Here is a 25406-nt window from a genome sequence, read left to right as displayed (position 1 = left end):
CCGGCAAGGGTGGGGCGTGAAGGGAAGAGGGCGACGACATGCTGCGGGCTCCTGAACGGGGAACAAAAGGCGGAGAGGCATGTGCTTTGCAGCGCAAGCGTCTCCCGGGCTTTTGTCCCTCCGTGGAGCCACACGATCGTGGCCGACTGCTCTCGGACCAGACAGCTTCGTTTCGGTCAGTTGGTGGTGGTCGTTCAACTGACGGTCGCGAAGCCCGGAACCCTAGCGGTCTTCAAGGCTGGCGGTGTGCTGGGCACAGCGCCTCTCTGGTTTGGACTCAGCAATATTGATGCCAGCTGCGTTCGCATGGCGTCAGGCCACCGCCCGGCCGTCGGCAAACCGCTGCAAAAACTGCCGCCCCCGCTCGGTACTCGGCGCGGAAAAGAACTGCTCGGGCGTCCCGGTCTCCACCACCACGCCCCGGTCCATGAACACCACGCGGTTCGCCACATCGCGCGCAAACGCCATCTCGTGCGTCACCACCACCATGGTCATGCCCTCGCGTGCCAGGTCGCGCATCACGGCCAGCACCTCGCCGACCAGCTCGGGATCGAGCGCGCTGGTGGGTTCGTCGAACAGCATCAACGCGGGCTTCATCGCCAGCGCACGCGCAATACCGACGCGCTGCTTCTGACCGCCCGAGAGTCGGGCCGGGAACACGTCGCGCTTGTCGAACAGGCCCACGCGCTGCAGCAGTGCTTCGGCTTCGGCGAGTACCTCGTCTTTGGGGCGGTGCTGCACGTGCAGCGGCGCTTCCATCACGTTCTGCAACACGGTCAGGTGCGGCCACAGCGCGAACTGCTGGAACACCATGCCGATGCGCGTGCGCACCTGCGCGAGCTGCTTGTCGTTCATCACCACGCCGCCCGAGGTGACGCCGACGGGTTGGCTGTCGAGCAGCACGCGGCCACCATCGGGACGCTCCAGCCAGTTGATGCAACGCAGCAGCGTGGACTTGCCCGAGCCTGAGGGCCCGAGCAGGCACACGGTCTCGCCGCGTTGCACGCTGAAGGAAATGTCTTCCAGCACGCGCAGGCTGCCGAAGCTCTTGTTGAGCGACACGACGCTGAGGAGGGGAACGAGCGTGGACATGGTCGACCGGTCTTGAAGAGGTGAAAGAACTCAGCGGCGCGCTTCGGCCAGGTGCCCGACGGCCGAGACGCCGACCTCCACCACCAGGCACAGTGCCCAGTACAGCAGCACGGCGGTGACGAAGGCCGCGAACGGAATGAAGTGGCGCGACTGGATGGAGTTCACCGCGTTGGTCAGCTCGGGCAGCGTGATGATGGTGAGGAAGGCGCTGTCCTTGATGATCTGGATCACCTGGTTGCCCAGCACCGGCGCCGACGACAGCGCCAGCGGCGGCAGCACGATGCGGCGGAACAGGCCGAAACCGCTGTAGCCGAACGCGATGCCGGCTTCGACGATTGCGCGCGGTTGTGACGTCCACGCCGCGCGCAGGATTTCCGCCATGTAGGCCGCGTGGTAGACCGTGAGCGCGAACAGGCCCGCGCTCCACGCGTCGAACTGCAGGCCGAGCGAGGGCAGGCCGTAGTACACGATGTAGGCGAACAGCAGGAAGGGCGTGCAACGTGCGGCGTCCACGAACAGCTTGGCGGGCGCCGACAGCCACCGCCTCGGGCTCATCAGCAGCGTGGAGAGCAGCGAGCCCAGCAGCAGCCCGGCGAGCGCAGCCAGCAACGACAACAGCACGGTGTTGCCCAGGCCCGAGAGCAACAGCCCGCGCTCGGACCACACGGTGATGAAGTCGTTCATCATGCGGCGGCCTCGCGCCGCGCCATGCGGCGCTCCACCCAGCGCTGTGCGCTCACCAGCGCAAAGATGATGGGGATGTAGATCGCCAACGCCACCATCAACGGCGGCAGCGGTTCGTAGGTTTGCGCGCCGACGCGCACGGCGGCGCGTGTGATGTCGACCACGCCCACCACCGCCAGCACGGGCGTGAGCTTGATCAACAAGGACATCTCGTTGATGAGCCCCGGCATGGCGGTGCGCGCGATCTGCGGCAGCACGATGCGGCGCAGGCGCAGCACGCGCCCCATGCCGACGGACTGCGCGGCCTCGATCTGGTCTTTCGGCAAGTCCAGCAACGCAGCGCGCCAGACCTCGCAGTTGAAGGCCGCGGTGTTGAGCGTGAGGGCCAGCAGGCCCGCGGTCATGGGCCCCATCGAAATGCCGGCGCTGGGCAGCGCGAAGAACAGCAGCAGCACCAGCGTGACCAGCGGCGTGGCGCGAAGCAGGCTCACGGTCACCGCCACCGCCTGGTTGAGCAGCGGCACTTTTCCCCAGCGCAACAGCGCCAGACCCAGCCCGAGCGGCAGGCCGAGCGCGATGCCGGCGATCGACAGCAGCAGCGTGGTCCACGCGCCGCTGAAGATCGTCAGGACATCGGCGGAACTCATGTTCAGTTCGTGGGCGTGTAGCTCACCGGCAGGTTGAACGATTCGCCGAACCACTTCTTCTGCAACGCTGGCATCACGCCGTTGGCCTTCTGCGCGGCGATGAACTCGTTCATGAATTTCTGCAGGTCGGTGTTGCCCTTCTTCATGGCCCAGGCCGGGTACGCGTTGCCCGACACCGCCTGGCCCAGCTCGAACACCGCCGGCTTCTCGGCCGCCAGTGCCTTGAGGTTGATGACGGTGTTGATCACGTAGTCGGTGCGCTTGAGCGCGAGGTCCTGGTAGGCCTCGGGGTACGACGCGTATTCCACGACCTTGCCGATCTTGCCGCCGTCTTTGGCCAGCATGGCCTGCAGCTCGGGCAGGCGGCTCAGGAAGGCGCTGCCGGTCTGCACGCCCACGGTCTTGCCGTTCAGGTCTTTGATGGACTTGATGCTGCTGTCGTCCTTGCGCTTCACGTAGTAGTGCGTGGCGTCGGCAATCGGGCTGCTGAAGTCGAGCGACTGTGTGCGTTCCTTGGTCATGAGGATGGCGCTGATCGCGATGTCGTACTTGCCCGTTGCCACGCCAGCCAGGATGCCGGGCCAGGGCAGGATTTCCTGGCGGATCTCGAAGGGCGCGTATTTGCGCAGCGCGTCGACCATCTCGTGGTTGAAGCCGGCGGGCTTGCCGTCCTTGATGAACTCGAAGGGCTTGAAGTCGTCTTCGGTGACGACGACCAGGTAACCGCGCTTCTTGATCTCGGCGAGGTCGGCGGCCTGCGCCGTGCCGGCCCACAGGGCGAGCGGGAGCAGCAAGGCGGCGAGCACGCCGCGTCGGCTGAACGGGGTGGTGGATGGCATGGTGAAGCTCCTGAAGGATGAAGGGACGTTGGTGTCGAGTGCTTTCTCTTCAGCGCAATTTGCATGCCCACGCGCGCGGTGTTGGGTGAAGCGGAAACCAGGAGAACCTCATGTGCAGGGGCGCAAAAAATCCACCCGCTTCGAGCAAGGTGCATGCGCCGGGGCGCGCACGGGCGCGGTGCGTTGCTGCGCTTCAGTCGGGTGCGTGCCACTCCAGCACGCGCCAGTCGTGCGGCAGGCCGTGGCACTTCACCAACGCGTCCGCATGGCTCGCGCGCTGCAGCGTGCAGTCGATGGCGCGGCCTTCGAGCGCGGGCTGAGTCGCGCGTTCGATGGTCCACACGTTGTCGCTCCAGACGCCGAACGCGATCGCAAAATCGAGCAGCGTTTCGGCCGCATCCGGATGGCGCTGCACCACCTCGGCCAGCGTGTCGTCGGGCGCGGTGTCGGCGGGCCATGTTGCGGCGCGCGGACGCAGGTGCATCAGGTACCGACCGCTCACCAGCAAGCGCTCGGCCGTGGGTTCACCGGCCGCGTTCAGCGCGGCGAGCGCAATGCGCTGGCCCACCGAGCCGGGCAGGCGTTCCCACACCTCGAGGTAGATGCCATGGATGCCTGTTTCGATCACGCGCTCGGGTGTTTCGAACACCATGTGGCCGGCATCGGGCGTGCTGCGCGGGGGCTGGAAATCGATGGTGCGTTGCCAGGTGCAGACCTCGGGCAGCGCGGGGTCGGGCCACGTGATCGCGGTGGTGCCGCCAAAGCCTTGTTGTTGTGCGAGACCGGTGGGTGAGGTGCGGTGTGCATCGGCCGGCACGCGCAGGTCGCCGTGCCACAGGCCCGTCTGCAGCCAGTGCACCCAGGTGGTGGTGTCCCGGCCCTCGGGGGTTTCGAGCAGGGTGCGTTGCCACACACCGTGGTACGCATCGGGGACGGAGGTGTGCGATGCGGTCGTCATGGTGTGGGCGAGGTTTCGACCGAATCAGCGCGCACGGACACAGGTTCAGCTCGCACAGGCGTGAGTTCGTCCACCACCTCAGCCGTGCTGCGCACGCGCCCGAAGATGCCGCCTTCCACGTCGATCATGGCCAGCGCGGGCGCCTGCAACGCGGGGTTGCTCGCGGCCGTGGCGTCGCTCACCACCGTGCAGACAAAGCCCCGGTCCACCGCCTCGCGCAGCGTGGAGTGCACACAGACCTCGGTGGTCACGCCGCAGAGGATGAGCCGGTCCACGTGGTGCTCGGCCAGCAGTGGCGCGAGGCGCGTCTGGTGGAAGGCGCCGTAGCCCGGCTTGTCGATCACGAACTCGCCCGGCGCGGGCTTGAGCGCATCCACGAAATCGTGGCCCTGTTCACCACGCACCAGCAAACGGCCGAGCGGCCCTTCGCTGCCGATGGCCGCGCCCGCCGCCACGCTGCGCGCGAGCTTGGCGGAAGGGCAGTCGCTCAGGTCGGGCAGGTGGCCTTCGCGTGTGTGCACCACCACGAGGCCGTTGGCGCGCGCAGCGACCAGCAGTTGCTGGATGTGCGCAATGGGTTGGCGCAAGCGCTGCACGTCCATGCCCGCGGTGTCGGCATACCCGCCGGGACTGCAGAAGTCGCGCTGCATGTCGATGACGATCAACGCCGCGGTCATTGCACAGGTCTTTCGAAACCGGAGCGCAGGGCCTCGGCCATGCGGCGCGCCACTTCGTCGGCGAGCAGTTTTCCCTTGACCGCATCGGAGTCTTTGGCCGATGAGAGCACGCCCGAGGCGGGCACCCAGTCGGTGCGCGGCGGGTACATGTCGTAGGGCGGAAAGTCGGCCGGACCGTCGTCGGACAGCAGGTCCATGCGCACGAGATTCGGGTGGTAGTGCAGCATCATGGATGTCTCCAGCACGGCGGCGTGTTCCAGCGCAAAGCCGGGGAAGCCGTCGCGGAACACGTCGCCCAGGGTGTCGGGTGTCATGAAGTCCCAGTACTCCAGGCGCATCACCTGCAGCTTCGCGTCGGGGCCGAGGTCTCGCAGACCGAGGTCGATGCCTTCGATCAGGAACCACTGGTTTTCATAGTGGCCGTTGACGATGACGAGTTTCGTGAGGCCGTGCCGCGCAAACTCGCGCACGGCATCGCGCACCTGGCCGATCAGTGTGGCAGCGTCTACGCTGGTGGTGCCGCAGAAGTGTTGTCCGCCCCCGCACTTGGGCTGCGACTTGTAGCCGTACGACAGCGTCGGCGCCACCAGGCCACCGACGAGCGCGGCGGTGTCGGCGGCGACGGCGCTGGAGAGCAGTCCGTCGGTGCCCAGCGGCAGGTGTGGGCCGTGTTGTTCGAGCGCGCCCACGGGCAGCAGCACGGGCGGTTGGTCTTGTTGCACGCGGGTCTGGTAGTCCACCCACGAGAGCTGGTTCATCCACACGGTGTTGTTCATGTTTTCATCCTCCTGTTGTCGTCGCGGGTTGTGTTGTGGGCGCCGGTGTGCGGCCGCTGTCGAGCGCTTCCACCAGCGCAGCCACTGCAATGAGCGTGCCGCCGGCCCAGCCCAGCGGGGTCAGTGTTTCGCCGCCGAACCAGAGCGCGGTGAGCACGGCCACCACGAGTTCGGCCAGCAGGATCACACCGGCGCGGCTGCTCTCCAGGTGCGTCACGCCGAACTGCCAGGTGGCGGTGGCCAGCAGCAGCCACACGAATCCATACGCCAGCACCGCGAGCCACACGCCTGCCGGCATGGATGGCACGCCATGGCCGAGCGCGGTGGTGAGCATGAGCGAGATCGCGCCACAGCCCACGAACACGGCAAAGGTTTTGCTCTGCATCGGCACGCGCTGCGCGGCGCGGGCGATCAGGTTGTTGCCCGCAAAGGCCAGGCCGGCGGACAGCGCGAGCAGGTCCGACACCGAGAGCGTGAGATCCACCGCGCCCGGCCCGCCCAGCACCATCCACAGGCCGACGATGGCGGCGAGCACGGCGGCCCAGCGCGTGGGTGGAATGGGCTCCTTCAAAAACAACCAGCCGCCCAGCACCGACCACACCGGCGAGAGGTAGAACAGGAACATCACGCGCACCACGTCGCCCGCCATGAGCGCGTTGACGAACGAGGTGTTGGCCCAGCCGCCGACCAGCGCGAGCGCCAGCAGGAAACCCCAGTGCGCGCGCCACGCCGCGCGCTCGCGCCAGATGAAGACCAGCGCGCACAGGCCCACCGCACCGTACGACACGAGCGAGACCACCGGCCCGCTCAGTCCCTGCGCGATGAACCACTTGAGCGGTATCCACGACAGGCCCCAGAGCGAGGCGGAGAAGAGCAGCACGCCGGTGGCGAGGCGGTCCGAAGGGTTGGCGAACAGCGACATGCGGCGACCGTTCAAGGCATGGCGGAGCCGCCGTTCGGCCCCAACACCTGACCGCAGTAGAAGCGCGACAGATCGGACGCGAGGAACAGCGCGGTGGCCGCGATTTCTTCCGGCTCGGCCACGCGGTGCAGCGGAATGGCGAGTTCCTTTTCCATCCACTCGGCACTCATGTTCTCCAGCGAGACCATGGCCGTGTTCACCGGGCCCGGGGCGATGGCGTTGACGCGGATGCCGTGCGGTGCGAACTCGCGCGCCAGCGAGCGCGTGAGGCCGATCACGCCGGCCTTGGCGGTGCAGTAGGGCGCGTAGTTCTCGCGGCCGAGGATGCCGAGGTCGGAGGCCAGGTTGACGATGACGCCACTGCCCCGCGCCACCATGCCGGGAAGTGCCGCGCGCGCGGTGAGGAACACCGACTTCAGGTCGACGCCGAGCATGCGGTCCCAGTCGTCTTCGGTGGTGTCGAGGAACGGCTTCTCCTGGATGATGCCGGCGTTGTTGACGAGGATGTGGAGTTCGCCCGCCTCATCCACCATCCGCTGCACATCGGCGGCGTGGCTTACATCGGCGTCGATGGCGAAGGCCTCTCCACCCGCCGCCACGATGGCGGTCACCACGGCCTGCGCGGCTTCGGGTTGGCGCAGGTGGTTCACCACCACGCGCGCGCCGGCCTGCGCGAACAGCAGCGCGGTGGCGCGGCCGATGCCGGTGGCCGCGCCAGTGACCAGCGCGGTCTTGCCTTGCAGAGAGATCGTGGTCATGCCATCACCTCGCCATGGCTGGCCACCAGGCATTGCCCGGTGAGCGGGGCCGCGCCGTCGCTGGCGAGGAAGAGGAACACGCCGGCCAGGTCTTCGGGCGTGAGCATCACGGGCATGGCCTGCTTCGACAGAATCTCGCGTTCCACCTCGGCCTCACTGCGGCCCTGCTCCTGCGCCATGGCGGTGAGCGAGCGCAGCGCGGCGGCGGTGCGCACCCAGCCGGGGCACACCGCGTTGACGCGGATGCCGCGCGGGCCTAGCTCCAGGGCGAGCGAGCGCGTGAGGCCGACCACCGCGTGTTTGCTCGCGGCATACGCCGAGAACCCGGCCACGCCGATGCGGCCCCAGATGGACGACTGGTTGATGACGCTCGCGCCACGGGGCAGCAGCGGCAACAGCGCGTGCGTGAGGCGCACCATGGAGCCGACGTTGTTGTCGAGCAGGCTGGACCAGCGCGCCATCGCGCCGGGCGCTTCGTCGGAAAGTGGTGTGGGGTACTCGGTGCCGGCGTTGTTGATCAGCACGTCGAGCTGGCCCCACCGCTCGCGCACTTGCATCGCGATGCGCGCGATCTGCGTGGCGTCCCCCAGGTCGCACACGGCCGCGGTGGCGTCGAGTTCGGCGCTGAGCATGGACAGGCTCGTGTCGGCCCGGTCGAGCAACATCAGCCGCGCGCCTTGCGCCGCAAAGGCCCGCGCCAACGCGCTGCCGATGCCACCGGCTGCACCGGTGAGCAGCACGGTCTTGCCCTGCAGGCCGTAGCTGAGCGCGGCCATGTCAAACAGCGGTGAGGAACGAGACGCCCACCGCACCGAGGAACCCATCGGCCCGACCCGGCGTTCCCGGTGGCTGCACGCTGCCGTAGTTGCTGGCCAGCACGCGCTTGACGCGGTTGATGTGAAAGCTGCGCAGCAGCTCGCGCACGGTGACCACCTGCGCGTAGTCGTTCGGGTACAGCTCGCGGTGGAAGGCCGGCAGGCGGTACCAGGGCGCGGTGGGGCGCTCGTGGTGGGCATTGTGAAAACCGAAGTTGAGCCACACCAGGTTGAGCCATTTCGCGTCGAGGCTCACCACGTCGCTGAAGGTGTTGGCCTGCTCGTAGGCGCGGTCGCGCACCTTGTCTTTCGGGATCGGCGTGTCGTCCAGGATCGGATACGCGTCGTAGGTGTGCTGAAAACAATCGGCAAAACGCAGCACGGTCACGAAGACCAGGAAGGCCACAAAGTACAGCGCCAATGCCTTGAGCGACCACCAGCCGAGCAGCGCCAGCGCGGCAATGCGGATGAGCGCGATGCCGACCACGCGACCGCGCGCTGCCTTCTTCTTGTCGCCCATGAAGGGCATGGCGATCACGAAGCCGCGCATGACGAATTCCACCGCCGGGATGTAGGCCCATTCCAGCGCCAGCACCACGCGGCGCACCATGGGGTGCGCGCGCAGGAAGGCTTGCGCGTCGAAGGTGATGACGTCGGCGCGCTCGACGTGGTGGCGCATGTGCTTGCGGCGCAGGTCGGCGAAGCTGGCGTAGCAGCTGCCGTTGATCCAGCTCATCAGCGTGCCCCAGCGGTCGTTGGCCTGCGCGGTGCGAAAAATCGCGTTGTGCGCGAACTCGTGGATGAAGTAGGCCGACCACACCAGTGTCTGCGCCACCAGCAGCACGCCCAGCGTGTTGAGCCAGCCGTTGGCCTGACCGAGCAGGGCGATGCCCACGGGCCAGCCGAGCACGGTGAAGGCAAGGGCCGCGACGTTGGGCCACACGCCGTCTTCATAACGGAATATCGGTTTCATGGAGTTGCTTTCGTTCGAACCACGCACGCACCGCACCAGCGCCTGCGTGGCGCCGGCACGGCGGCCCCGGGGCTTACTTGGCGGCGGCGAGGGCCTTGACGAGGCCGGCGTCGAAGGTGGCTTCGATAGCGGGGACCGCGGTGATCTGGCCCTTGGCCTTGAGCAGCTGGCCGATGATGTCGCCGCTGGCGTAGTACGACGTGGTTTCCTTCGCGGGCAGGAAGGCCTTGGGCATCTCGGCGAGCGGGATGTTGTAGACGCCGCTGAGCTGTTCCTTCACCTCGGCGGCGGACACGCCCATGAACTTGCCGATGATCTTGTGTGCCTCGGCTGGCTTGGCTTTCATGTAGGCCATGCCATCCAGGTAGGCCTTCATGATGTTGGTGATGTCGGCCGGCTTGGCCTTGATGACCTTGTCGTCGAACACCAGCACATCGGCGATCAGGCCGGGCGCGTTTTTCGACGAGAACACGACCTTGAATTTCTTGCCGCCGCCCTGGCCGAGGATCTGCGAGAGGCTGGGTTCGTAGGTCACGCCGATCGGCAACTGGCCCGAGGCCATGGCCGCGGGCACGGCTTCGGGCGTCATGTTCACAGCGGTAATGTCCTTCTCGCTCAGGTTCACCGTCTTGAGCGCGTACGAGAGCAGGAAGTCGCTCGGTGACAGCGGGTTGTAGCCGATCTTCTTGCCCTTGAAGTCCGCCACCTTGGTGATGCTGCTGTCGGCCACGATGGCGTCGCCGCCGTTGGAATAATCGATCGGCATCACCACCTTCATGTTGCGGCCCGCCGCGACCTGGCCCACCACCTGGTCATAGGTCAGCATGCCACCGTCCACCGCGCCCGAAGCGATGGCCGCCGGGATCAGCGCTGGGTCGTTGAAGACCTGCAGCGAGACCTTGAGCTTGTACTTCTTGTAGAGGTCCAGTGCCTCGGCCACGTAGAACGGGCCATAGCCGATCCACACCACCGTGGCGATCTTCATCGGGGCCGGTGCTTGCGCGAACGCACCGGTGGTGGCCAACGACAGGGCCAGGCCCAGGACGGGCTTGAGGAAGTGGTTGCGCCGCGAGGTGGAGCGCAGGCTGGTGGATGCAGAGAGAACGGTGCTTTTCATCAGGGGACTCCATGGGTTGGTGGGACGCGCAGGAAGAACCGATCTGTGATCGTTCTCCCGGGCTTTTATCCCTCCGTGGAGCCTGCGATGAGGCCGGCACACTCTCGGACCAGACACCACGAGCCATCTCGTGATCGGAACCCTAGTGCACCTGAATGTCGAGCTGTCTCGGGACGGACCCCAGATCGCTCTTCTTGCTGTTTCTTCAGCAGCAGAAAGCGTGCCAGCTGTTTTTGCGGACGGATGCGGGGACATGCACCAAAACAAGCGGCCGATGGGCATCGGAAGCTGCCATCCGGTGCGCGGGACCGCCCGCCCTTGGTGCGGCTAGCGCGGGCCTGTGACGCGCCAGACCACGTTGCCCACGTCGTCGGCCACGAGCAGCGCGCCCTGGCGGTCGATCGCCACGCCCACTGGCCGGCCCCGGGCCTTGCCGTCGGTGTCCAGAAAACCGGTCAGCACGTCCACCGGCGGCCCGCTGGGCTGGTCACCGGTGAAGGGCACGTAGATCACCTTGTAGCCGCTGGGGGGCTTGCGGTTCCACGAGCCGTGCTGGCCGACGAACATGCCGGTGGCCGCGAACGGCCCGCCCAGGGTGTTGCCGCGCGCGGAGGCCAGGCCGAGCGAGGCCGTGTGGTTGCCCAGCGCGTAGTCGGGCTTGACGGCGCTGGCCACCAGGTCGGGGCGCGGCGGCTGCGGCCGTGTGTCCACGGTCTGCCCGTAGTAGCTGTACGGCCAGCCGTAGAAAGCGCCGTCGCGCACCGAGGTCATGTAGTCGGGCACCAGGTCGGAGCCGAGTTCGTCGCGCTCGTTGACCGAGGTCCACAGCGTGTTGCCTTGCCACGCCATGCCGACCGGGTTGCGCAGGCCGGTGGCGAAGAGCCGGCCCTGGCCGGTGGCGCGGTCGAACGCCCAGATCGCCGCGCGGCCTTCTTCGTGTTGCATGCCGTGTTCCGCCACGTTGCTGTTCGAGCCCACGGAGACGTACAGCCGGCTGCCATCGGCGCTGGCGATCAAGCCCTTGGTCCAGTGGTGGTTCAGCGCGCCGCCGGGCAGGCCGGCGACCTTCACCACGGGGCCGCTGGCTTTCGTGTCGCCGACCTGGTAGGGCACTTTCACCAGCGCGTCGGTGTTGGCAATGAACAGCTCATTGCCCACCAGCGCCATGCCGATGGGCGAGTTGAGGTTGTCCAGGAACACCGAGCGCATCTCGGCGATGCCGTCGCCGTCGGCGTCGCGCAGCAAGGTGATGCGGTTGGCGCTGGGCGTGGCGGCGCCGGCGCGCTGCATCACCCGGCCCATGATCTTGCCCCGGATGCCGAGCAGTTCGGCGCGCAGCGGGCGTTCGGGTGCGTTGGACTCGGCCACCAGCACGTCGCCATTGGGCAGCACGTGGAGCCAGCGCGGGTGATCGAGCCCGCCCGCGAACGGGCGCACCGTGGTGCCGCTGGCGGCGGTGGGCATCTGCCCGGCCTGCCAGGGCTGGGCGGTGGCGACCTTGACGGTGGGGATCAGCCGCTTGGCCGGCGCGGGCAGTTCGGGGTGGGGTCCGTAGCCGCTCTCCACCGGCAGCTTGGCCGTGTGACCGCAGGCGCTCAGCATCAGCGCGGCGGTCATGAGGAGGGACAGATGCCAGGCGTGCGGGGCCGTGACGAGGGGGGCGGAGATCATGGAAGCCTCCTTGTTGTTCGGAGATGGGGCTTTTGAAGCTAGAACCGACGCACCCTGGTGTCTGTGCGCTGTCCCACCAAGCGGCGGACGATGTCGCCCCCGTCTGGGACAATCGCGCTTTGCCTCCGCGTCCAGCATGTCCGCCACCACCCTCGAGCCCTCTCCCGACAACGACACCGCCGCCGCCGAGCCCGTGGCCGGCCCGCTGGCGCGCGAAGCCTTGGCATTGGCCGCGTTCGACCACGTGGTGGCGCACGCCGCGGGCTACCGCGCTCGCCCCGGCCAGCGCGAAATGGCCGCGCACATCGCGCACACGCTCTCGGGCGTGACGCTGGGCGACGGCGCGGTGGCCAGCGACGCGGCGCTGCCCGCGCGTGGCATCGCGGTGGTGCAGGCCGGCACGGGCGTGGGCAAGTCGGCGGCGTACGCGTCCACGGTCATCCCGCTCGCGTTGGCGCAGCAGAAGCGCGTGATCATCAGCACCGCCACCGTCGCGCTGCAGGAACAGCTGATCGCCAAGGACCTGCCCGCGCTCGCCGCGACGCTGCCCGAGCCCTTCACCTACGCCCTGGCCAAAGGGCGCGGGCGCTACGTGTGCCGCCTGAAGCTGGACCAGCTCAGTGGCGGCGACGCGGCCAGTGCGGACCTGTTCGAGAGCGACGACACGTCGCCCGCCGACACCAGCGCGTCCGGCATCGCGGCGCAAGCCGTGTCCTCCGCCGCGGCCGCCGCGCGCTGGCAGGAGCGCGGCGTGCAGTACACCGCCTGGGCCAACGCGCTGGACGATGGCTCGTGGGACGGCGACCGCGACCGCCTCGACGACCCGCCCGAGGGCGCGCTCTGGGGCCCCGTGGCCGCCGAGCGCCACACCTGCACCGCGCGCCACTGCCCCGCCTACAACAGCTGCAGCTACTACCGCGCGCGCGCCAAACTCGCGCAGTCACAGGTGATCGTGGTCAACCACGACCTGCTGCTCTCCACGCTCGGCCTGCACGCGCTGCCCGCGCCGCAGGACTGTTATGTCGTGTTCGACGAGGCGCACCACCTGGGCTCGGTGGCGCAAGGGCAGTTCACCGCGTCCATGGACCTGATGCGCGCCCAGTGGCTCGACAAGCTGCCGCGCGCGGTGAGCGAAGTGGCGGAGGCGATCCAGCACACGCCCACGGTCGACGTCGCCACACATGCCAAGGATCTCAAGAGCGCGCAGACCGAACTCGCGCGGCTGGCCATGGCGCGCATCGGCTCCTTGCCGGCGTGGCTGGATCTCACCGGTCGATCCGCCCGCGCGCCGGTGCGCACGGGCGGTGGTTTCAACGACGCGGGCGCGCCCGTGGTCGACCGTTTCGATGGCGGCGTGCTGCCCGCCGACTGGCTCGAGGTCCTGAAGAAGCTGCACGCCAACGCCAGCAGTCTGCTCAAGGTGTTCGAGTCCCTCGCCACGCAGCTCAAGGCCAGCGCGCGCGAGAACCCGGGCGACGCCGCGCGCTGCGCCAAGCTCTACAGCCGCCTGGGCGTGCTCGCGCCGCGCCTGCAAAGCGCGCAGGAAACGGCCACCCTCTGGTTGCAGGACGGCGATGGTGGCCAACCCCCGCTGGCCAAGTGGCTCGAAGCCGGCGTGAGCCACGGTCTCGTCACGCTCACCGCGCACGCCTGCCCGCTGCAACCCGGCAGCCTCTTGCGCAACCACCTGTGGAACCAGGTGCGCGCGGCGGTCGTCACCTCGGCCTCGCTCACCACCTGCGGCACCTTCGACCACTTCCTGCACGAGTCCGGTCTGGCGTACGACGACGCGGTGGCCGCGCGCGAAGTGCAGAGCCCGTTCGACCACGCGCGCCAGGGCCGCCTGGTGGTGGTGCAGACCATGGCCGATCCGAAAGACGTGGACGGCTACACGCGCGAAATGCTTGCGGCACTCATGGCCGACTTGCGCGACGTGCGGCGCGGCGCGCTGGTGCTGTTCACTTCGCGTGCGCAGATGCGCCAGGCGCAGGCGCTGCTGGAGCGCGGCGAACACGGCGCGCTGCGCGACCGCGTGCTGGTACAAGGCGAGGCCTCGCGCACCGTGCTGCTGCGCCGCCACGCCGAGCGCGTGGCCGACGGCAAGCCTTCGGTGTTGTTCGGGCTGCAATCGTTCGGTGAAGGGCTCGATCTGCCGGGCGAGCTGTGCGAGTGGGTGTTCATCACCAAGCTGCCGTTCGCCTCGCCGAGCGACCCGGTCGGCCAAGCGCGCTCGGACTGGCTCAAGAGCCAGGGCCGCGACCCGTTCAGCGAACTCGTGGTGCCCGCCACCGGCGCGCGCCTGCTGCAGTGGACCGGCCGTGCGCTGCGCACCGAGACCGACGAAGCGGTGGTCGTTTGCTACGATGCCCGTCTGCTGCGCCAGTCGTACGGGCGGCGCATGCTCAAGGGCCTGCCGCCCTACCGGCTGCAGCGCCGCGTCGATGGTGTGCTGACCGACGCCTGAACCCCACCGCCCACAAGAAAGCCGCGCCCATGATCTTTTCCCTCCTCAAGCTCGTCCACGTTCTCGCCGTTGTGCTGTGGGTCGGCGGCATGGCCTTCGCGCACTTCTTCCTGCGCCCCTCGGTGCAGACGCTGGAGCCCCCGGTGCGCCTGCGCTTGCTGCAGGCCGTGATGAAGCGCTTTCTCTCGGCGGTCTCCTGGGCCGCGCTGGTGGTGCTGGCCTCGGGCATCTGGATGATCGGCAACGCGGCCAAGACCTCGGTGCAAGCGGGCCTGAGTTTCAACATGCCGCTGGACTGGACCATCATGGCCACGCTCGGCATCGTGATGGTCGCGATCTTCGGCCACATCCGTTTCGCGCTGTTCAAGCGCCTCACGCGCGCGGTGGCCGCGAGCGACTGGCCGGCCGGCGGCGCGGCCATGGCGTCCATCCGCACCTGGGTGTTCGTCAACCTGTGCATCGGCATCTTCATCATCTGCGCGGCCCTGCTGATGGCTTGAGGCGCCTGTGACCTTGCGCTGGCACGTCCTCTGGATGACCGCCCTGTTGTCCACGCTGTTGCAAGGCTGCGCGCTGCCACCGCTGGACGGGCGCAGCGAATCCCGCGCGCTGTCGCCGGCCGACGCGGCCAGCACCACGATCGGCCGCGCACTGGCGCCGCGGACGCAGGCCCACTCCGGCGAGTCCGGCATCCTGCCGCTGGCCGATGCGCTGGAGTCGTTCGCGGCGCGGGTGCTGCTGGTGCGCGCGGCCGAGCGCACGCTGGACGTGCAGTACTACATCTGGCGCGACGACGTCACCGGCAACCTGTTGCTCAGCGCCGTGCGGCAAGCGGCAGAGCGCGGCGTGCGCGTGCGCCTGCTGCTCGACGACAACGGCGTGGCCATGGACGCCAAGCTGCTCGCGCTGGACCAGCACCCGAAGATCGAAGTGCGCCTGTTCAACCCGTTCTCCATCCGCCGGCCCAAGGCGCTGGGCTACCTCACGCATTTCAGCCGCGCCAACCGGCGCATGCACAACAAGGCGCTGATCGCGGACAGCCAGGCCGCCATCATGGGCGGGCGCAATGTGGGCGACGAGTATTTCGGCGCCACCGACGGCGTGCTGTTCGCCGACCTCGACGTGCTCGCCATCGGCGCCGTGGTGCCCGACCTGTCGACCGATTTCGACCGTTACTGGGCCAGCGCGTCGTCGTACCCGATCGACCGCATCGTCCCGGCCGACGCCGCGGCGCCGACCCCCGTGGCGCATGCGGAGAGTGACCCGCGTGCCACGCGCTACCTGGAAGCGCTGCGCCAGTCGCGCTTCGTGCCCGATCTGCTCTCGGGTGGGCTCGCGCCCCAGTGGGGGCGCGTGGAGATGGTCAGCGACGATCCCCGCAAAGGCCTGGGCCTGGCGGAAAAGGAAGGCCTTCTGACCCACCAGCTGGCGAAAGTGCTGGCCCGTCCACCGGTGCGTTCGCTCGACTTGATCTCGCCGTATTTCGTGCCCACGACCGCGGGTGTGGACGTCTTCAGCCGGCTGGCGGCCACGGGTGTGCGCGTGCGCATCCTCACCAACGCGCTGGAAGCGACCGACGTGTCCGCCGTGCACTCGGGTTATGCGCGCTACCGCAAGGACTTGCTGCGCGCCGGTGTCGAGCTGTACGAGATGCGCCGCGGCGCGGTGGCACCGGAGAAAGCCGGCGTGTTCGGCAGTTCGGGCTCCAGCCTGCACGCCAAGACCTTCGGCATCGATGGCCAGCGCGTGTTCGTCGGCTCCATGAATTTCGATCCGCGCTCGGCCCACCTCAACACCGAACTCGGTTTCATCATCGACAGCCCGTCCCTGGCGCAGGCGGTCGGGGGTGCGTTCGACACCGAGATTCGCGCGGTAGCCTACGCGGTGCGTCTGGACGACAAGGGCGATCTGGTGTGGATCGAGCGCCGCGACGGTGAGGAGATCCGCCACACGCGCGAGCCGGGCAGTTCGCTGGGGCAGCGCGCCTGGATCGGCTTGCTCTCGGTGTTGCCGATCGAGTGGTTGCTGTAGCCCCCTCCGCTGTCACGATCCCGCGGCGGTTGTGCCGACATTGCCCGCGCAGCGGCGCTTACACTCAAGACAGCATGGCCGACCTCAGCGCGGCTTGTAGGACCATGGAGCACTCCAGACTATCTCTCGCCCGCCGCCTCAAGTTGCAACAGATCGCCATCTTCGAGAAGGTCGTGGAGTGTGGCTCGATTCTGGCCGCGTCCCGAGAGCTGCACATGACGCAGCCTGCCGTCAGCAAGTCGATTCAGGAGTTGGAAGCCCAGTTCGGTGAAGCCCTGTTCACACGCAGCAAGCGCGGCGTCTCGCTGACCGAGTTCGGTGTTTTGCTGGAGCGCCATGCGCAGACCCTTTCCGCGGAGCTGCGGCTGCTGGCCGACGACGTGAATGCGTGGAGCAACGGCGCCTCTGGTCAAGTCGTCATCGGCACCCTGTTGTCGGCATCGGCCAGGCTGCTGCCACAGGCCCTGGCCCTGCTGCTGAAGACCGCGCCCAAGGTTTCCGTGAAAATTCGCGTGGGTTCCAACGACGTCCTGTTCCCCGAACTGCGGCGTGGACACCTGGATGTCGTCGTCGGACTGCTGCCGCAAGGCCACCTTCCCGCCGGGCTGACCCATGTTCCGCTTTACACCGAGGCGCTGTGCGCGGTGGCGGCGAGCAGCCACCCGCTCGCTGGATTGCCTGCCGTGGCGGGGCCGCAATTGCGCGAGTACCCGTGGATCATTCCTGCACCGGAGTCCGACGTAAAAGGGTCCGTGCAGCTCTTCTTCGACGCGCTGGGTGTCGGCATGCCGCACCAGGTCATCGAGTCGGTGTGCTTTCTGACGAACATGGCGCTCCTGGTGGAGTCGCGGGCCATTGCGCTGGTGCCGCGTCTGGTGGCGGAGCAGTTCGCGCGCGGTGGTGCAATCACCATCCTGTCGCTGGACATGGCCAATGCCCCTGGCAGCGTGGGCTATACCGTCTGCACCGACCGACAGTCCACCGCGGCCACGCAGCGCCTGCTGCGGGCCTTCCGCCAGGTGGCGCAGGAATGGAAAGAGTCGACCGCCGCGTAGTGGCACCGGCGGTACGTATTCATCTCGGCTATACATCGGGCCGTTTCTTTCATTAGACGGCCACTTTCGAGCCTCCTACAGTCTGCCCAACGGTTCGCACACACGCCGCGAATCGTCCCGAGGAGACACGCTTGACCACCCGCCACCGCCCGCCGCTTTCGTTGCTGTTTCCCACCGGCCCCGACCGCGCGGAGATGGCGTAGCTCCCCCCGTACTCGAAATTTTGCAGTCGACCTGCCATGGGGCAGGCCGGAGGACGGCTGCGCCCGAGAGATCACGACAACGATTCTGGAGACAACATGAGAGCAAGATTTTTACTGGCCATCGGCCTTGTCGCCGCATCGACTGCACAGGCGCAGTCGTCGGTGACGCTGTTCGGCACCCTCGACGCCACTCTCAGCCGCTACAGCGTGAAAGGCGGCCCTTCACAGACCGTGCTGGCCAACTCCGGCTTGAACAACAGCGCGCTCGGCTTTCGCGGCACGGAGGACCTTGGTGGGGGGCTGTGGACCGGCTTCTGGTTGGAAGGTGCCGTGGCCAACGACGAAGGCTCGCCCAACGGCTTCAACTTCATGCGCCGCTCCACGGTGAGCCTGGGCGGACCCTGGGGCGAGGTGCGCCTGGGCCGGGATTTCACGCCCACGTTCTGGAACGACGCGATCTTCGACCCGTTTGGCGCGTCCGGCGCGGGCAGCAACATCATCAACCAGGCGCGTGGCACTGCCACCCTGCCGGGGCGCATGTTGTTCGCTCCAGGGTTCGGCGCCAACAACCCCAACTACATCCGAGCCAGCAACAGCGTTGCCTACTTTCTGCCGCGCACTCTGGGAGGCGTCTATGGCCAGGTGCAGTACGCGCTGCACGAGCAATCGGCCGCGGGCAGCCAACAAGGCCGCTTTGTGGGGGCGCGCCTGGGTTATGCGAACGGGCCGCTGAACACCGCGGTGGCCATGTCCACCAGCGCGGGCTCGCATCCCACGACGGCCGGTGCGCCGGACATACGCAGCGCCAACCTGGGCGCGTCGTATGACTTCGGCGTGTTGCGCGGCATGGCCGAAGTCACGCGCGAGTCCTATGAGGTGGCGGGTGCGCGCAGCACCGGAAAGGGCTATCTGGTTGGCGTTCAAGTGCCCATGGGGGCCGTGCGGTTCAGGGTCGCCTATTCCACATGGAAGGTGGATCGCGCGGGCATGCCACGCGCCGGCAAGCTTGCCTTGGGTGCGGTCTACGACTTGTCCAAGCGTACAGCGCTGTACGCCACCTATGCGCGCATCAACAACGGCAACACGGCATTGTTGCCGGTGGGCGGCAGCGCGACCGGGCCGGCCGGCGCGGCAACTACCGGCATCGACCTGGGCATCCGGCACAACTTCTGAACGCCAAGCCCTCAAAGCCATGGCCGCAATGCACACGACGCCAAAGGATTCCCTCGCGGTACCTGCAGCGCTATCGTGTGCAGACATGCCGTGCTGACGCGGCATTCCAAGATATGGAGACTACAGTGAAGACGAATTTTCAAAACGCGTATAGCCCGCTGGCCCGACTGGTTGCATGCGCCTGTCTGGTGCTGGCGACGGCGGCTTCTGCGCAGCCCCGGCTCGACCGCGCCAACAGCGTGATCTTTGCCAATGGCGGCGTGGTGGCCACGCTGGATCCGATGCGTTCGGACTATGCGCAAACCAACTTCATCGCCAGCACGTTGTACGAAACGCTGGTGACTTACGACGCCAATGCCAACGTCGTGGGGCGTCTGGCCGAGTCGGCCAGGCTGGCGCCGGACGCGATGTCGATTGCCGTGAAGCTGCGGCCCGATGTGCTCTTTCACGACGGTGGCCGCCTGAGCGCGCGCGATGTGGCCTATACGCTGGACCGGCTCAAGCGCCTGGGCCTGGGCGTGGCCAGCCAGATCGATGGGTATGACAAGACCGTCGTTCACGACGACCTGAGCCTCACCATCCGACTGGCCAAGCCGTCGACCATCTTCCTGGGCGCGCTCTCCAAGATTTACATCGTCAATGCCAGGCTCGTCACCGCGAATGCGGGCACGGATGAAGGCCAGACCTGGTTGCAGTCGCATGCGGCCGGCAGCGGCCCCTATGAACTTGGGGCTCCCTTCGGTGCCAGTACCGTGGTCACGCTGTTTGCGAAGTACCGCGAGCCTGCTGCAGGCCGACCCGGCGCCATCGTGTTCCGCCGAATCGACGAAGGCGCGACGCAGCGCGATGAACTGCGCGCGGGCAATGTGGACCTGGCGGTGCTGGGCATGGGCTATCGCGATGCCGACCTGATGGACAAGGAAGGCCGCGTGAAGGACGCGCGGCTCAAGCCCGCGCTGCAAACCAACATCTTCTTCAACACGCGCACCGGACCCACGGCCGATGCGCGCGTGCGCAAGGCCATCCGGCTGGCTTACGACTACGAGGGAGGCCTCTCGCGCATCCGTTTGGGCAATGGCACGCTGGCCAATGGCCCGCTGCCCGTGGGCATGCCTTGCCGGCCTGATCTGCCCCAGGTCAGGCGCGATCTGACCGAAGCCAAGCGCCTGCTCAAGGAGGCAGGCCAGGAAAATATGCAGTTGACCATGCGTTTTCAGCCCACGGTGGAGGTGCAGCGCCTGGAGGCGACGCTCTTGCAATCGAATCTGGCGGAAATCGGCGTCACCTTGAAGCTGGAGCCGATCTCCTTCGCGGCTTACCTGGCCAGCACGGCCAAGGTGGAGACCATTCCGCAAATGATGCTGCTGGACGATTTCGCGCAGTACCCCGACCCCGGCGCCGTTCTGCTGCGCGGCTACAAGTCCACAGCCGTGGGCACCAACCGTGGTGCGTACGCCAACCCTGCGGTGGACAAGCTGCTCGACCAAGCCCTGACCACAACCAACGACGCGCAGCGCTGCGAGCTGTACAAGCGCGTGCAGACCATGCTGGAGCAAGACTCCGCGCTGATGCCGCTCTATTCGGTGGGCCGTCCCGTGCCCTACCGGCCACAACAGATCGTGCTGCCTCAGGCAAGCCCCGTGGTGTTTCCGCTGGCGCCGGCCGACTTGCGTCTGGTGCGCAAGCCATGAGCAACATGGGTTTGTCCCCACGCGCACCCGTGGCCTGGCGATCCGCGGGGCCCTTCGTGCGCCTGTTCTTCAAGCGAATCGCCGTGATGCTCATGACGCTGCTCGGGTTGATGACGCTGGTGTTCCTCATGATCAAGCTCATCCCCGGCGACGAGGCGCAGGTGGCGGCTGGACCCGAGGCGTCGCCCGAGCAGGTCGCGCAGGTGCGCCAGCGGCTCGGACTGGACCAGCCCTTGTTGCAGCAATACGCGCGCTTTCTCGGACGCGTGCTGCAGGGCGACCTGGGAACTTCCGTGAGCACGCTGCAGCCGGTGGTGCAGGACATCGGCAAGGTTCTGCCCAGCACGCTGGAGCTCGTGGCCCTGGCCATGGTCCTGAGTCTTCTGGTGGCAGCCGGCGGCGCCATCGCTGCCGCATCGCGGCGCGACCGCGGCCTGGACGTGGGCAGCCGCGTGGTCGCCGTGGTGCTCACCGGCATCCCCGCGTTCTGGCTGGCACTGCTGGCGCAGAATCTGTTCGGTGCCCATTGGAACCTGCTGCCCATCTCGGGCCAGCAATCCTTCGAGTTCGCCGTGCCACAGGTCACGCGCATGCCCCTCGTCGACACGCTGCTGGCGGGCAATCTGCCGGCATTTTTCGACGCCGTGCGGCACATCGTGTTGCCGACCGTGTGCCTGGCCGCGTTCTTCTGCGCGCAGCTGTTTCGCACCCTGCGCGCGTCGCTGATCGCGATCCTGGAGAGCGACTTCATTGCGCCGGTGCGCGCCAAGGGCGCGAGCTTTCAACGCATCATGCTGCACCATGCGCTGCCCAACGCGGTCGGGCCCACCATCACCCTGCTCGGTATGCAGCTGGGCATGATGATCGGCTCGGCCGTTCTCGTCGAAGGCGTTTTCGGTCGCCAGGGCGTGGGTGCCTACCTGGCCAACGGCGTCGCGCAGAAAGACACGGCGGCCGTGCTCGGTGCCGTGTTGTTCATCGGCGCGATCGTCTGTGTGGTCAACCTGCTGGTAGACCTTCTGCAGCTCGCGCTCGATCCGCGCGTACGGGCCAGCCAGTTGAAAGGACGCGGAGCATGACCGCGCTGACTGCGTCCCTGCGCTACTACCGCGGCGCGCCGCTGCTGGACCAGTTCGTCCTGCTGCTGGTGGGCCTGCTCGTCGCCGTGGCCATCTTCGGCCCATTCCTCGCGCCGACTGGCGTGTATCTGTCGGACATCCGCAGCGCGCTGGAGCCGCCGAGTGCGCAGCACTGGTTCGGCACCGACGACCAGGGGCGCGATGTGTTCTGGCGTGTCGTGGTGGGCGCGCGCACCACCTTGCTGGCCTCGGCCTTGATCGTGACGGCGTACTCGCTGCTCGGCGTGGCCATTGCCACGCTCGCAAGCATCGCGCCTCGTTGGCTCGACGAACTGCTCATGCGCATCACCGACATCGGCCTGGCCTTGCCTGGCCTGGTGGTGGCGTTGGGCTTCGCCGCGGCCATGGGACCGAGCCTGGAATCGGCCGTCATCGCCAAGGCCATCACCGGCTGGCCGGTCACGGCGCGCATGCTGCACGGCATCATGCGACAGACCATGGCGGCGCAGTTCGTGGTCGGTGCGCAGGTGCTGGGTGTCTCGCGCTGGCGCCTGATGACGCGGCACGTGCTGCCCAACTCGCTGGACGTGCTCATCGTCAAGTGGGCGGGCGACATGGGCGCCACCGTGCTGGTGCTCGCGGGCATGTCCTTCATCGGCGTCGGCGCCCAGCCGCCCAGCGCCGAATGGGGCGCGATGATTGCCGACGCGAAGGGCTACGTATCCAACGCCTGGTGGGCCGTGGCCGCGCCGGGCGCCGCCATCGCGTTGACCGCCATTGCATTCGGACTGCTGGGCGACATGCTGCAGGTGCAGCGCGATCCCACGCTGAGGAGAGACGCATGAGCGTTGGAGTTCCAGCCGTTTCGCCGGCGATGCTCGCAAGCGATGTCCAGACGCTGCTGCGCGTTGAAGACTTGTCCATCCGTGTCGGCCCCCCCGGGCGTCGGGTCCAGCTGGTGCTGGGCGTCGACTTCAGCATGGTCCGCGGCGAGCGCGTGGCGCTTGTGGGTGAGTCCGGATCGGGCAAATCCGTCACGGCCAGGGCACTCCTGCGCCTGGATGCGCGCCCTGCCATTGAAGGCCGTGTGTTGCTGCAAGGTCGGGATCTGCTCGCGCTGAACGAGCGCGAGATGGCGGGCGTGCGCGGTGCGGGCATTGGCATGGCGTTTCAGGACGCCATGACAGCCCTGGACCCGATCATGCCGATCGGCAAGCAGGTGATGGAGCCTCTCGTGCTGCGCGGCGTGCCGGCGGCGCAGGCGCGCCAGCGTGCGATCGAAGTGCTCACGGAGCTGGGCGTGGCGCATGCGCAGGAGCGCCTGGGCGCCTACGTCCACGAGTTCTCCGGTGGCATGCGCCAGCGCGTGGTGCTGGCCATGGCACTGATCGCACAGCCGCAACTGCTGATTGCCGATGAGCCCACCACCGCGCTGGACGTGCGCATCCAGCAACAGGTGCTGAATCTGCTCGACGAGATCGCCGAGCGGCGCAAGCTCTCGGTGCTGCTCATCACGCACGACATGGGCGTGGTGGCCTCGTTCGCCGAACGGGTACTGGTCATGTACTCCGGTCGCCTGGTGGAAGACGCCGCCGTGGATGCGCTGTTCGCCCAGCCATTTCACCCGTACACCCAAGGCCTGCTACAGGCCATTCCGCGCGTGGACCGCAACCTGGACCAACTGGTGGCCGTTCCCGGCCTGCCTGTGCCGCCCAGCGCGCGGCCCTCGGGCTGCGCCTTCCATCCGCGCTGCCCGCTGGCCACCGCGCAGTGCGCGAGCGAGGTGCCCGCCATGCGAAGCTTCGGCATGCGCCGTGTCGCCTGCCATCGCGCAGAAGAACTGGGAGCCGGACATGCTGTTTGAATTGCAAGGCGTGAGCAAATACTTTGCGGCGCCGGGTGGCCAGCGCGTGGCGGCTCTGCGCGACATCTCGCTGGGCGTGGGCGCGGGCGAATCCGTGGGCCTGGTGGGCGAATCAGGGTCGGGCAAGACCACGTTGATCCGCTGTGCGCTGGGCCTGGTGCCGCCAGACGGCGGTCGCATCCGCTACGACGATCTGGACGTGGCCGCGGCCACACGCCAGCAACTTCAGCGGTTTCGGCGCGAGGTGCAGCTCGTGTTCCAGGACCCGTTCGCCAGCCTCAACCCGCGCATGACCGTGGAGGAACTCGTGGGGGAGGGCCTGCTCGTGCACGGTCTGGAGCCGCATGCGGAGCGCCGGCGCGAGCGCGTTGCCCAGACGTTGCGCATGGTCGGCCTCACGCCGGACGCCATGGGTCGGCACACCCACTCGTTCTCGGGCGGGCAGCGTCAGCGCATCGCCATTGCCCGTGCGCTGGCCATGCGGCCGCGCTTGTTGGTGTGCGACGAGCCGGTGTCGGCGCTCGACGTCTCGGTGCAGGCGCAGGTGATCAACCTGTTGCAGGAGATGCAGCGCGAGTTGGGACTGACCATCCTGTTCGTCGCGCACGACCTGGCCGTGGTACGCCACCTGTGCACGCGCATCTACGTGATGCACCACGGCGAGATGGTGGAGTCGGGCGATCGCGAAAGCATCTTCGAACACCCCCGCCATGCCTACACCCAGGCGCTGCTGGCTGCGGTGCCCGTTCCCGATCCGCAGGTCGCCCGCGCGCGCCGCAAGCTCCATCGATTGAACAGCCTGGCGCAGCAGGGCGCCGGCATGGAAGCACAGACATGAAACTTGGAATCGACGGCAAGAAGATGCCCGAAGCCGCGCGGCGCGGGCCCATCACCAGCTTCGACCACGCGCGAGCGCTGGGCATGGAGGGCCTGTTCTTTCGCACGGTGCTCGACATGAGTCCCACGCTGGACCTGGGCCTGTTGCGTGACATCCGCGCCAAGGCCGACAGCCTGGGCATGTACGTGGAAACCGGACTGGGCAAGGTCAATCCCTATGCGTTGCCGGAGACGCCCGAGGTCCGTATTGCTGGCGGCGGCGACGTGCTGTTGGGGTTTGAACGCATGATGCGGGCGTGCGCCGAGGTCGGCTGCCGCGAGCTCTGGGTGGCGCTGGCCAACTACAAGACCGCCTTTGTCGGCAAGTTCTCCACGGACCGTTTCCGCACCGACGTGACCTGGGCCGAGCAGCTGGCCGCCAGCGAACGCTTGCTGCGCAAGCTCGCGCCCATGGCGCGCGACCTGGGGCTGCACCTGAACCTGGAGACGCACGAGGAGGCCAGCACCTTCGAAATCGTGCGCCTGGTCGAGGCTGTGGGCCCGGACGTGGTGGGTGTGGTGCTGGACACGGCCAATGTGCTGCAGCGCAGCGAGCACCCGGTGTACGCCGCGCGGCGCGTGGCACCCTATGTGCGGCAGACGCACATCAAGGACGCGCTGGTCGCGCTGGGTCCTGAGGGTATCGAGTACCAGATGCGGCCTTGCGGCGCGGGCGTGGTGGACTTCGACGCCATCTTGCCGCTGGTGGCAGCGGTCAAGCCCGATCTCAACCTGTCCATCGAAAACGACCAGTCCTTCGAGGACCGGCCGCGCGAGCCGGTGCACATGCGCATCGACGTGCATGACCCGGACTGGCGCGCCGCGCACCCGGACCTGTCGCAGGAAGAGTTCGACGCGTTCATGGCACTGGCCGAAGAGGGCTCGCGCCGCATCGACCACGCCGAGGTCCCCTCCTTTGACGCCTGGCGCGCGCGCAGGCCCGGCTATGCGGGCACCGTGGAGGACATCCAGGCCACGGCGGCCCACGTGCGCGCCATCTGCGCGCGCCACGGGCTGCCACTGGATCCCTGCGGGAACTGA

The 25406-nt window shown here is 67.7% G+C and carries 24 protein-coding genes and 2 riboswitches; of the genes, 11 read left to right on the top strand and 13 right to left on the bottom strand.

Annotated features, from left to right (window positions below; genetic code table 11):
- Positions 1-99: 99 nt before the first annotated feature.
- A riboswitch (guanidine-I (ykkC/yxkD leader) is annotated at positions 100-237 on the bottom strand.
- Between the two features lie 75 nt (positions 238-312).
- The 13 genes from FFS09_RS25490 to FFS09_RS25430 form a co-directional block, all read right to left on the bottom strand.
- Positions 313-1092, bottom strand: a complete 780-nt coding sequence (locus FFS09_RS25490; RefSeq protein ID WP_137921744.1) for an amino acid ABC transporter ATP-binding protein — start codon at positions 1090-1092, stop codon at positions 313-315.
- Positions 1093-1122: 30 nt separating this feature from the next.
- Complete coding sequence (locus tag FFS09_RS25485) at positions 1123-1779, bottom strand: amino acid ABC transporter permease (protein ID WP_137921743.1); 657 nt, start codon at positions 1777-1779, stop codon at positions 1123-1125.
- Positions 1776-2423: an amino acid ABC transporter permease gene (locus FFS09_RS25480; RefSeq protein WP_137921742.1), complete on the bottom strand. Its 648-nt coding sequence runs from the start codon at positions 2421-2423 to the stop codon at positions 1776-1778. Before FFS09_RS25480 ends, FFS09_RS25485 begins: the two co-directional genes overlap by 4 nt.
- A gap of 2 nt (positions 2424-2425) precedes the next feature.
- Entirely contained in the window at positions 2426-3262 is an 837-nt protein-coding gene (locus tag FFS09_RS25475) for a transporter substrate-binding domain-containing protein (RefSeq protein ID WP_137921741.1), read from the bottom strand.
- A gap of 193 nt (positions 3263-3455) precedes the next feature.
- Positions 3456-4220 carry a hypothetical protein gene (locus tag FFS09_RS25470; protein WP_137921740.1) on the bottom strand — a complete coding sequence of 255 codons (765 nt, stop codon included), beginning with the start codon at positions 4218-4220 and terminating at the stop codon, positions 3456-3458.
- Positions 4217-4897 carry a cysteine hydrolase family protein gene (locus FFS09_RS25465; protein ID WP_137921739.1) on the bottom strand — a complete coding sequence of 227 codons (681 nt, stop codon included), beginning with the start codon at positions 4895-4897 and terminating at the stop codon, positions 4217-4219. Before FFS09_RS25465 ends, FFS09_RS25470 begins: the two co-directional genes overlap by 4 nt.
- Complete coding sequence (locus tag FFS09_RS25460) at positions 4894-5673, bottom strand: creatininase (RefSeq protein ID WP_137921738.1); 780 nt, start codon at positions 5671-5673, stop codon at positions 4894-4896. Before FFS09_RS25460 ends, FFS09_RS25465 begins: the two co-directional genes overlap by 4 nt.
- 4 nt (positions 5674-5677) lie before the next feature.
- The gene (locus FFS09_RS25455; RefSeq protein ID WP_252374520.1) at positions 5678-6610 is read right to left on the bottom strand and encodes a DMT family transporter; all 933 of its coding nucleotides are present in this window, start codon (positions 6608-6610) and stop codon (positions 5678-5680) included.
- The gene (locus FFS09_RS25450; RefSeq protein WP_137921737.1) at positions 6607-7353 is read right to left on the bottom strand and encodes an SDR family NAD(P)-dependent oxidoreductase; all 747 of its coding nucleotides are present in this window, start codon (positions 7351-7353) and stop codon (positions 6607-6609) included. Before FFS09_RS25450 ends, FFS09_RS25455 begins: the two co-directional genes overlap by 4 nt.
- Entirely contained in the window at positions 7350-8129 is a 780-nt protein-coding gene (locus FFS09_RS25445; protein WP_137921736.1) for an SDR family NAD(P)-dependent oxidoreductase, read from the bottom strand. Before FFS09_RS25445 ends, FFS09_RS25450 begins: the two co-directional genes overlap by 4 nt.
- Before the next feature lies 1 nt (position 8130).
- A complete protein-coding gene (locus FFS09_RS25440) occupies positions 8131-9141 on the bottom strand; it encodes a fatty acid desaturase family protein (RefSeq protein ID WP_137921735.1) in 1011 nt (336 codons plus the stop codon).
- A 73-nt stretch (positions 9142-9214) separates the two neighbouring features.
- Complete coding sequence (locus FFS09_RS25435; RefSeq protein ID WP_137921734.1) at positions 9215-10258, bottom strand: ABC transporter substrate-binding protein; 1044 nt, start codon at positions 10256-10258, stop codon at positions 9215-9217.
- A 52-nt stretch (positions 10259-10310) separates the two neighbouring features.
- Positions 10311-10415, bottom strand: a riboswitch (guanidine-I (ykkC/yxkD leader).
- A gap of 170 nt (positions 10416-10585) precedes the next feature.
- Positions 10586-11929: a PQQ-dependent sugar dehydrogenase gene (locus FFS09_RS25430; RefSeq protein ID WP_137921733.1), complete on the bottom strand. Its 1344-nt coding sequence runs from the start codon at positions 11927-11929 to the stop codon at positions 10586-10588.
- A 136-nt stretch (positions 11930-12065) separates the two neighbouring features.
- On the opposite strand from FFS09_RS25430, the gene dinG reads away from it, so the two are divergent.
- The 11 genes from dinG to FFS09_RS25375 all read left to right on the top strand — a co-directional run bounded on the left by dinG (position 12066) and on the right by FFS09_RS25375 (position 25406).
- On the top strand, positions 12066-14393 hold the full coding sequence (gene dinG / locus FFS09_RS25425; RefSeq protein ID WP_137921732.1) for an ATP-dependent DNA helicase DinG: 2328 nt from the start codon (positions 12066-12068) through the stop codon (positions 14391-14393).
- Positions 14394-14422: 29 nt separating this feature from the next.
- Entirely contained in the window at positions 14423-14893 is a 471-nt protein-coding gene (locus tag FFS09_RS25420; protein ID WP_137921731.1) for a CopD family protein, read from the top strand.
- A gap of 34 nt (positions 14894-14927) precedes the next feature.
- A complete protein-coding gene (locus tag FFS09_RS25415) occupies positions 14928-16424 on the top strand; it encodes a phospholipase D family protein (RefSeq protein ID WP_137921749.1) in 1497 nt (498 codons plus the stop codon).
- Between the two features lie 74 nt (positions 16425-16498).
- On the top strand, positions 16499-17479 hold the full coding sequence (locus FFS09_RS25410) for a LysR substrate-binding domain-containing protein (protein ID WP_137921730.1): 981 nt from the start codon (positions 16499-16501) through the stop codon (positions 17477-17479).
- A 299-nt stretch (positions 17480-17778) separates the two neighbouring features.
- A complete protein-coding gene (locus FFS09_RS25405; protein WP_137921729.1) occupies positions 17779-18855 on the top strand; it encodes a porin in 1077 nt (358 codons plus the stop codon).
- A 125-nt stretch (positions 18856-18980) separates the two neighbouring features.
- On the top strand, positions 18981-20546 hold the full coding sequence (locus FFS09_RS25400) for an ABC transporter substrate-binding protein (protein WP_171020179.1): 1566 nt from the start codon (positions 18981-18983) through the stop codon (positions 20544-20546).
- 5 nt (positions 20547-20551) lie between these two features.
- The gene (locus FFS09_RS25395) at positions 20552-21625 is read left to right on the top strand and encodes an ABC transporter permease (protein ID WP_137921748.1); all 1074 of its coding nucleotides are present in this window, start codon (positions 20552-20554) and stop codon (positions 21623-21625) included.
- Positions 21622-22470: an ABC transporter permease gene (locus tag FFS09_RS25390; RefSeq protein WP_137921727.1), complete on the top strand. Its 849-nt coding sequence runs from the start codon at positions 21622-21624 to the stop codon at positions 22468-22470. Before FFS09_RS25395 ends, FFS09_RS25390 begins: the two co-directional genes overlap by 4 nt.
- Complete coding sequence (locus tag FFS09_RS25385) at positions 22467-23489, top strand: ABC transporter ATP-binding protein (RefSeq protein WP_252374519.1); 1023 nt, start codon at positions 22467-22469, stop codon at positions 23487-23489. Before FFS09_RS25390 ends, FFS09_RS25385 begins: the two co-directional genes overlap by 4 nt.
- Positions 23479-24327, top strand: coding sequence for an ATP-binding cassette domain-containing protein (locus FFS09_RS25380; RefSeq protein WP_137921726.1), 849 nt, complete (start codon positions 23479-23481; stop codon positions 24325-24327). The genes FFS09_RS25385 and FFS09_RS25380 overlap by 11 nt, the downstream gene beginning before the upstream one ends.
- Positions 24324-25406, top strand: a complete 1083-nt coding sequence (locus FFS09_RS25375) for a sugar phosphate isomerase/epimerase family protein (RefSeq protein ID WP_137921725.1) — start codon at positions 24324-24326, stop codon at positions 25404-25406. The genes FFS09_RS25380 and FFS09_RS25375 overlap by 4 nt, the downstream gene beginning before the upstream one ends.

Source organism: Hydrogenophaga sp. 2FB, assembly GCF_005503365.1.
Taxonomy (GTDB): domain Bacteria; phylum Pseudomonadota; class Gammaproteobacteria; order Burkholderiales; family Burkholderiaceae_C; genus Hydrogenophaga.
Note: the sequence above shows the minus strand (reverse complement) of the source record. Positions and strands in the feature narration are given on the sequence as shown.

What these genes read in the sequence shown, in the direction of transcription:
- FFS09_RS25405 (WP_137921729.1), top strand. Translation starts at nt 17,779, where the DNA reads ATGAGAGCAAGATTTTTACTGGCCATCGGCCTTGTCGCCGCATCGACT.
- FFS09_RS25470 (WP_137921740.1), bottom strand. Translation starts at nt 4,220, where the DNA reads ATGACGACCGCATCGCACACCTCCGTCCCCGATGCGTACCACGGTGTG.
- FFS09_RS25435 (WP_137921734.1), bottom strand. Translation starts at nt 10,258, where the DNA reads ATGAAAAGCACCGTTCTCTCTGCATCCACCAGCCTGCGCTCCACCTCG.
- dinG (WP_137921732.1), top strand. Translation starts at nt 12,066, where the DNA reads ATGTCCGCCACCACCCTCGAGCCCTCTCCCGACAACGACACCGCCGCC.
- FFS09_RS25440 (WP_137921735.1), bottom strand. Translation starts at nt 9,141, where the DNA reads ATGAAACCGATATTCCGTTATGAAGACGGCGTGTGGCCCAACGTCGCG.
- FFS09_RS25375 (WP_137921725.1), top strand. Translation starts at nt 24,324, where the DNA reads ATGAAACTTGGAATCGACGGCAAGAAGATGCCCGAAGCCGCGCGGCGC.
- FFS09_RS25450 (WP_137921737.1), bottom strand. Translation starts at nt 7,353, where the DNA reads ATGACCACGATCTCTCTGCAAGGCAAGACCGCGCTGGTCACTGGCGCG.
- FFS09_RS25380 (WP_137921726.1), top strand. Translation starts at nt 23,479, where the DNA reads ATGCTGTTTGAATTGCAAGGCGTGAGCAAATACTTTGCGGCGCCGGGT.
- FFS09_RS25475 (WP_137921741.1), bottom strand. Translation starts at nt 3,262, where the DNA reads ATGCCATCCACCACCCCGTTCAGCCGACGCGGCGTGCTCGCCGCCTTG.
- FFS09_RS25485 (WP_137921743.1), bottom strand. Translation starts at nt 1,779, where the DNA reads ATGATGAACGACTTCATCACCGTGTGGTCCGAGCGCGGGCTGTTGCTC.
- FFS09_RS25395 (WP_137921748.1), top strand. Translation starts at nt 20,552, where the DNA reads ATGGGTTTGTCCCCACGCGCACCCGTGGCCTGGCGATCCGCGGGGCCC.
- FFS09_RS25445 (WP_137921736.1), bottom strand. Translation starts at nt 8,129, where the DNA reads ATGGCCGCGCTCAGCTACGGCCTGCAGGGCAAGACCGTGCTGCTCACC.
- FFS09_RS25465 (WP_137921739.1), bottom strand. Translation starts at nt 4,897, where the DNA reads ATGACCGCGGCGTTGATCGTCATCGACATGCAGCGCGACTTCTGCAGT.
- FFS09_RS25420 (WP_137921731.1), top strand. Translation starts at nt 14,423, where the DNA reads ATGATCTTTTCCCTCCTCAAGCTCGTCCACGTTCTCGCCGTTGTGCTG.
- FFS09_RS25410 (WP_137921730.1), top strand. Translation starts at nt 16,499, where the DNA reads ATGGCCGACCTCAGCGCGGCTTGTAGGACCATGGAGCACTCCAGACTA.
- FFS09_RS25390 (WP_137921727.1), top strand. Translation starts at nt 21,622, where the DNA reads ATGACCGCGCTGACTGCGTCCCTGCGCTACTACCGCGGCGCGCCGCTG.
- FFS09_RS25490 (WP_137921744.1), bottom strand. Translation starts at nt 1,092, where the DNA reads ATGTCCACGCTCGTTCCCCTCCTCAGCGTCGTGTCGCTCAACAAGAGC.
- FFS09_RS25460 (WP_137921738.1), bottom strand. Translation starts at nt 5,673, where the DNA reads ATGAACAACACCGTGTGGATGAACCAGCTCTCGTGGGTGGACTACCAG.
- FFS09_RS25415 (WP_137921749.1), top strand. Translation starts at nt 14,928, where the DNA reads ATGACCGCCCTGTTGTCCACGCTGTTGCAAGGCTGCGCGCTGCCACCG.
- FFS09_RS25385 (WP_252374519.1), top strand. Translation starts at nt 22,467, where the DNA reads ATGAGCGTTGGAGTTCCAGCCGTTTCGCCGGCGATGCTCGCAAGCGAT.
- FFS09_RS25480 (WP_137921742.1), bottom strand. Translation starts at nt 2,423, where the DNA reads ATGAGTTCCGCCGATGTCCTGACGATCTTCAGCGGCGCGTGGACCACG.
- FFS09_RS25430 (WP_137921733.1), bottom strand. Translation starts at nt 11,929, where the DNA reads ATGATCTCCGCCCCCCTCGTCACGGCCCCGCACGCCTGGCATCTGTCC.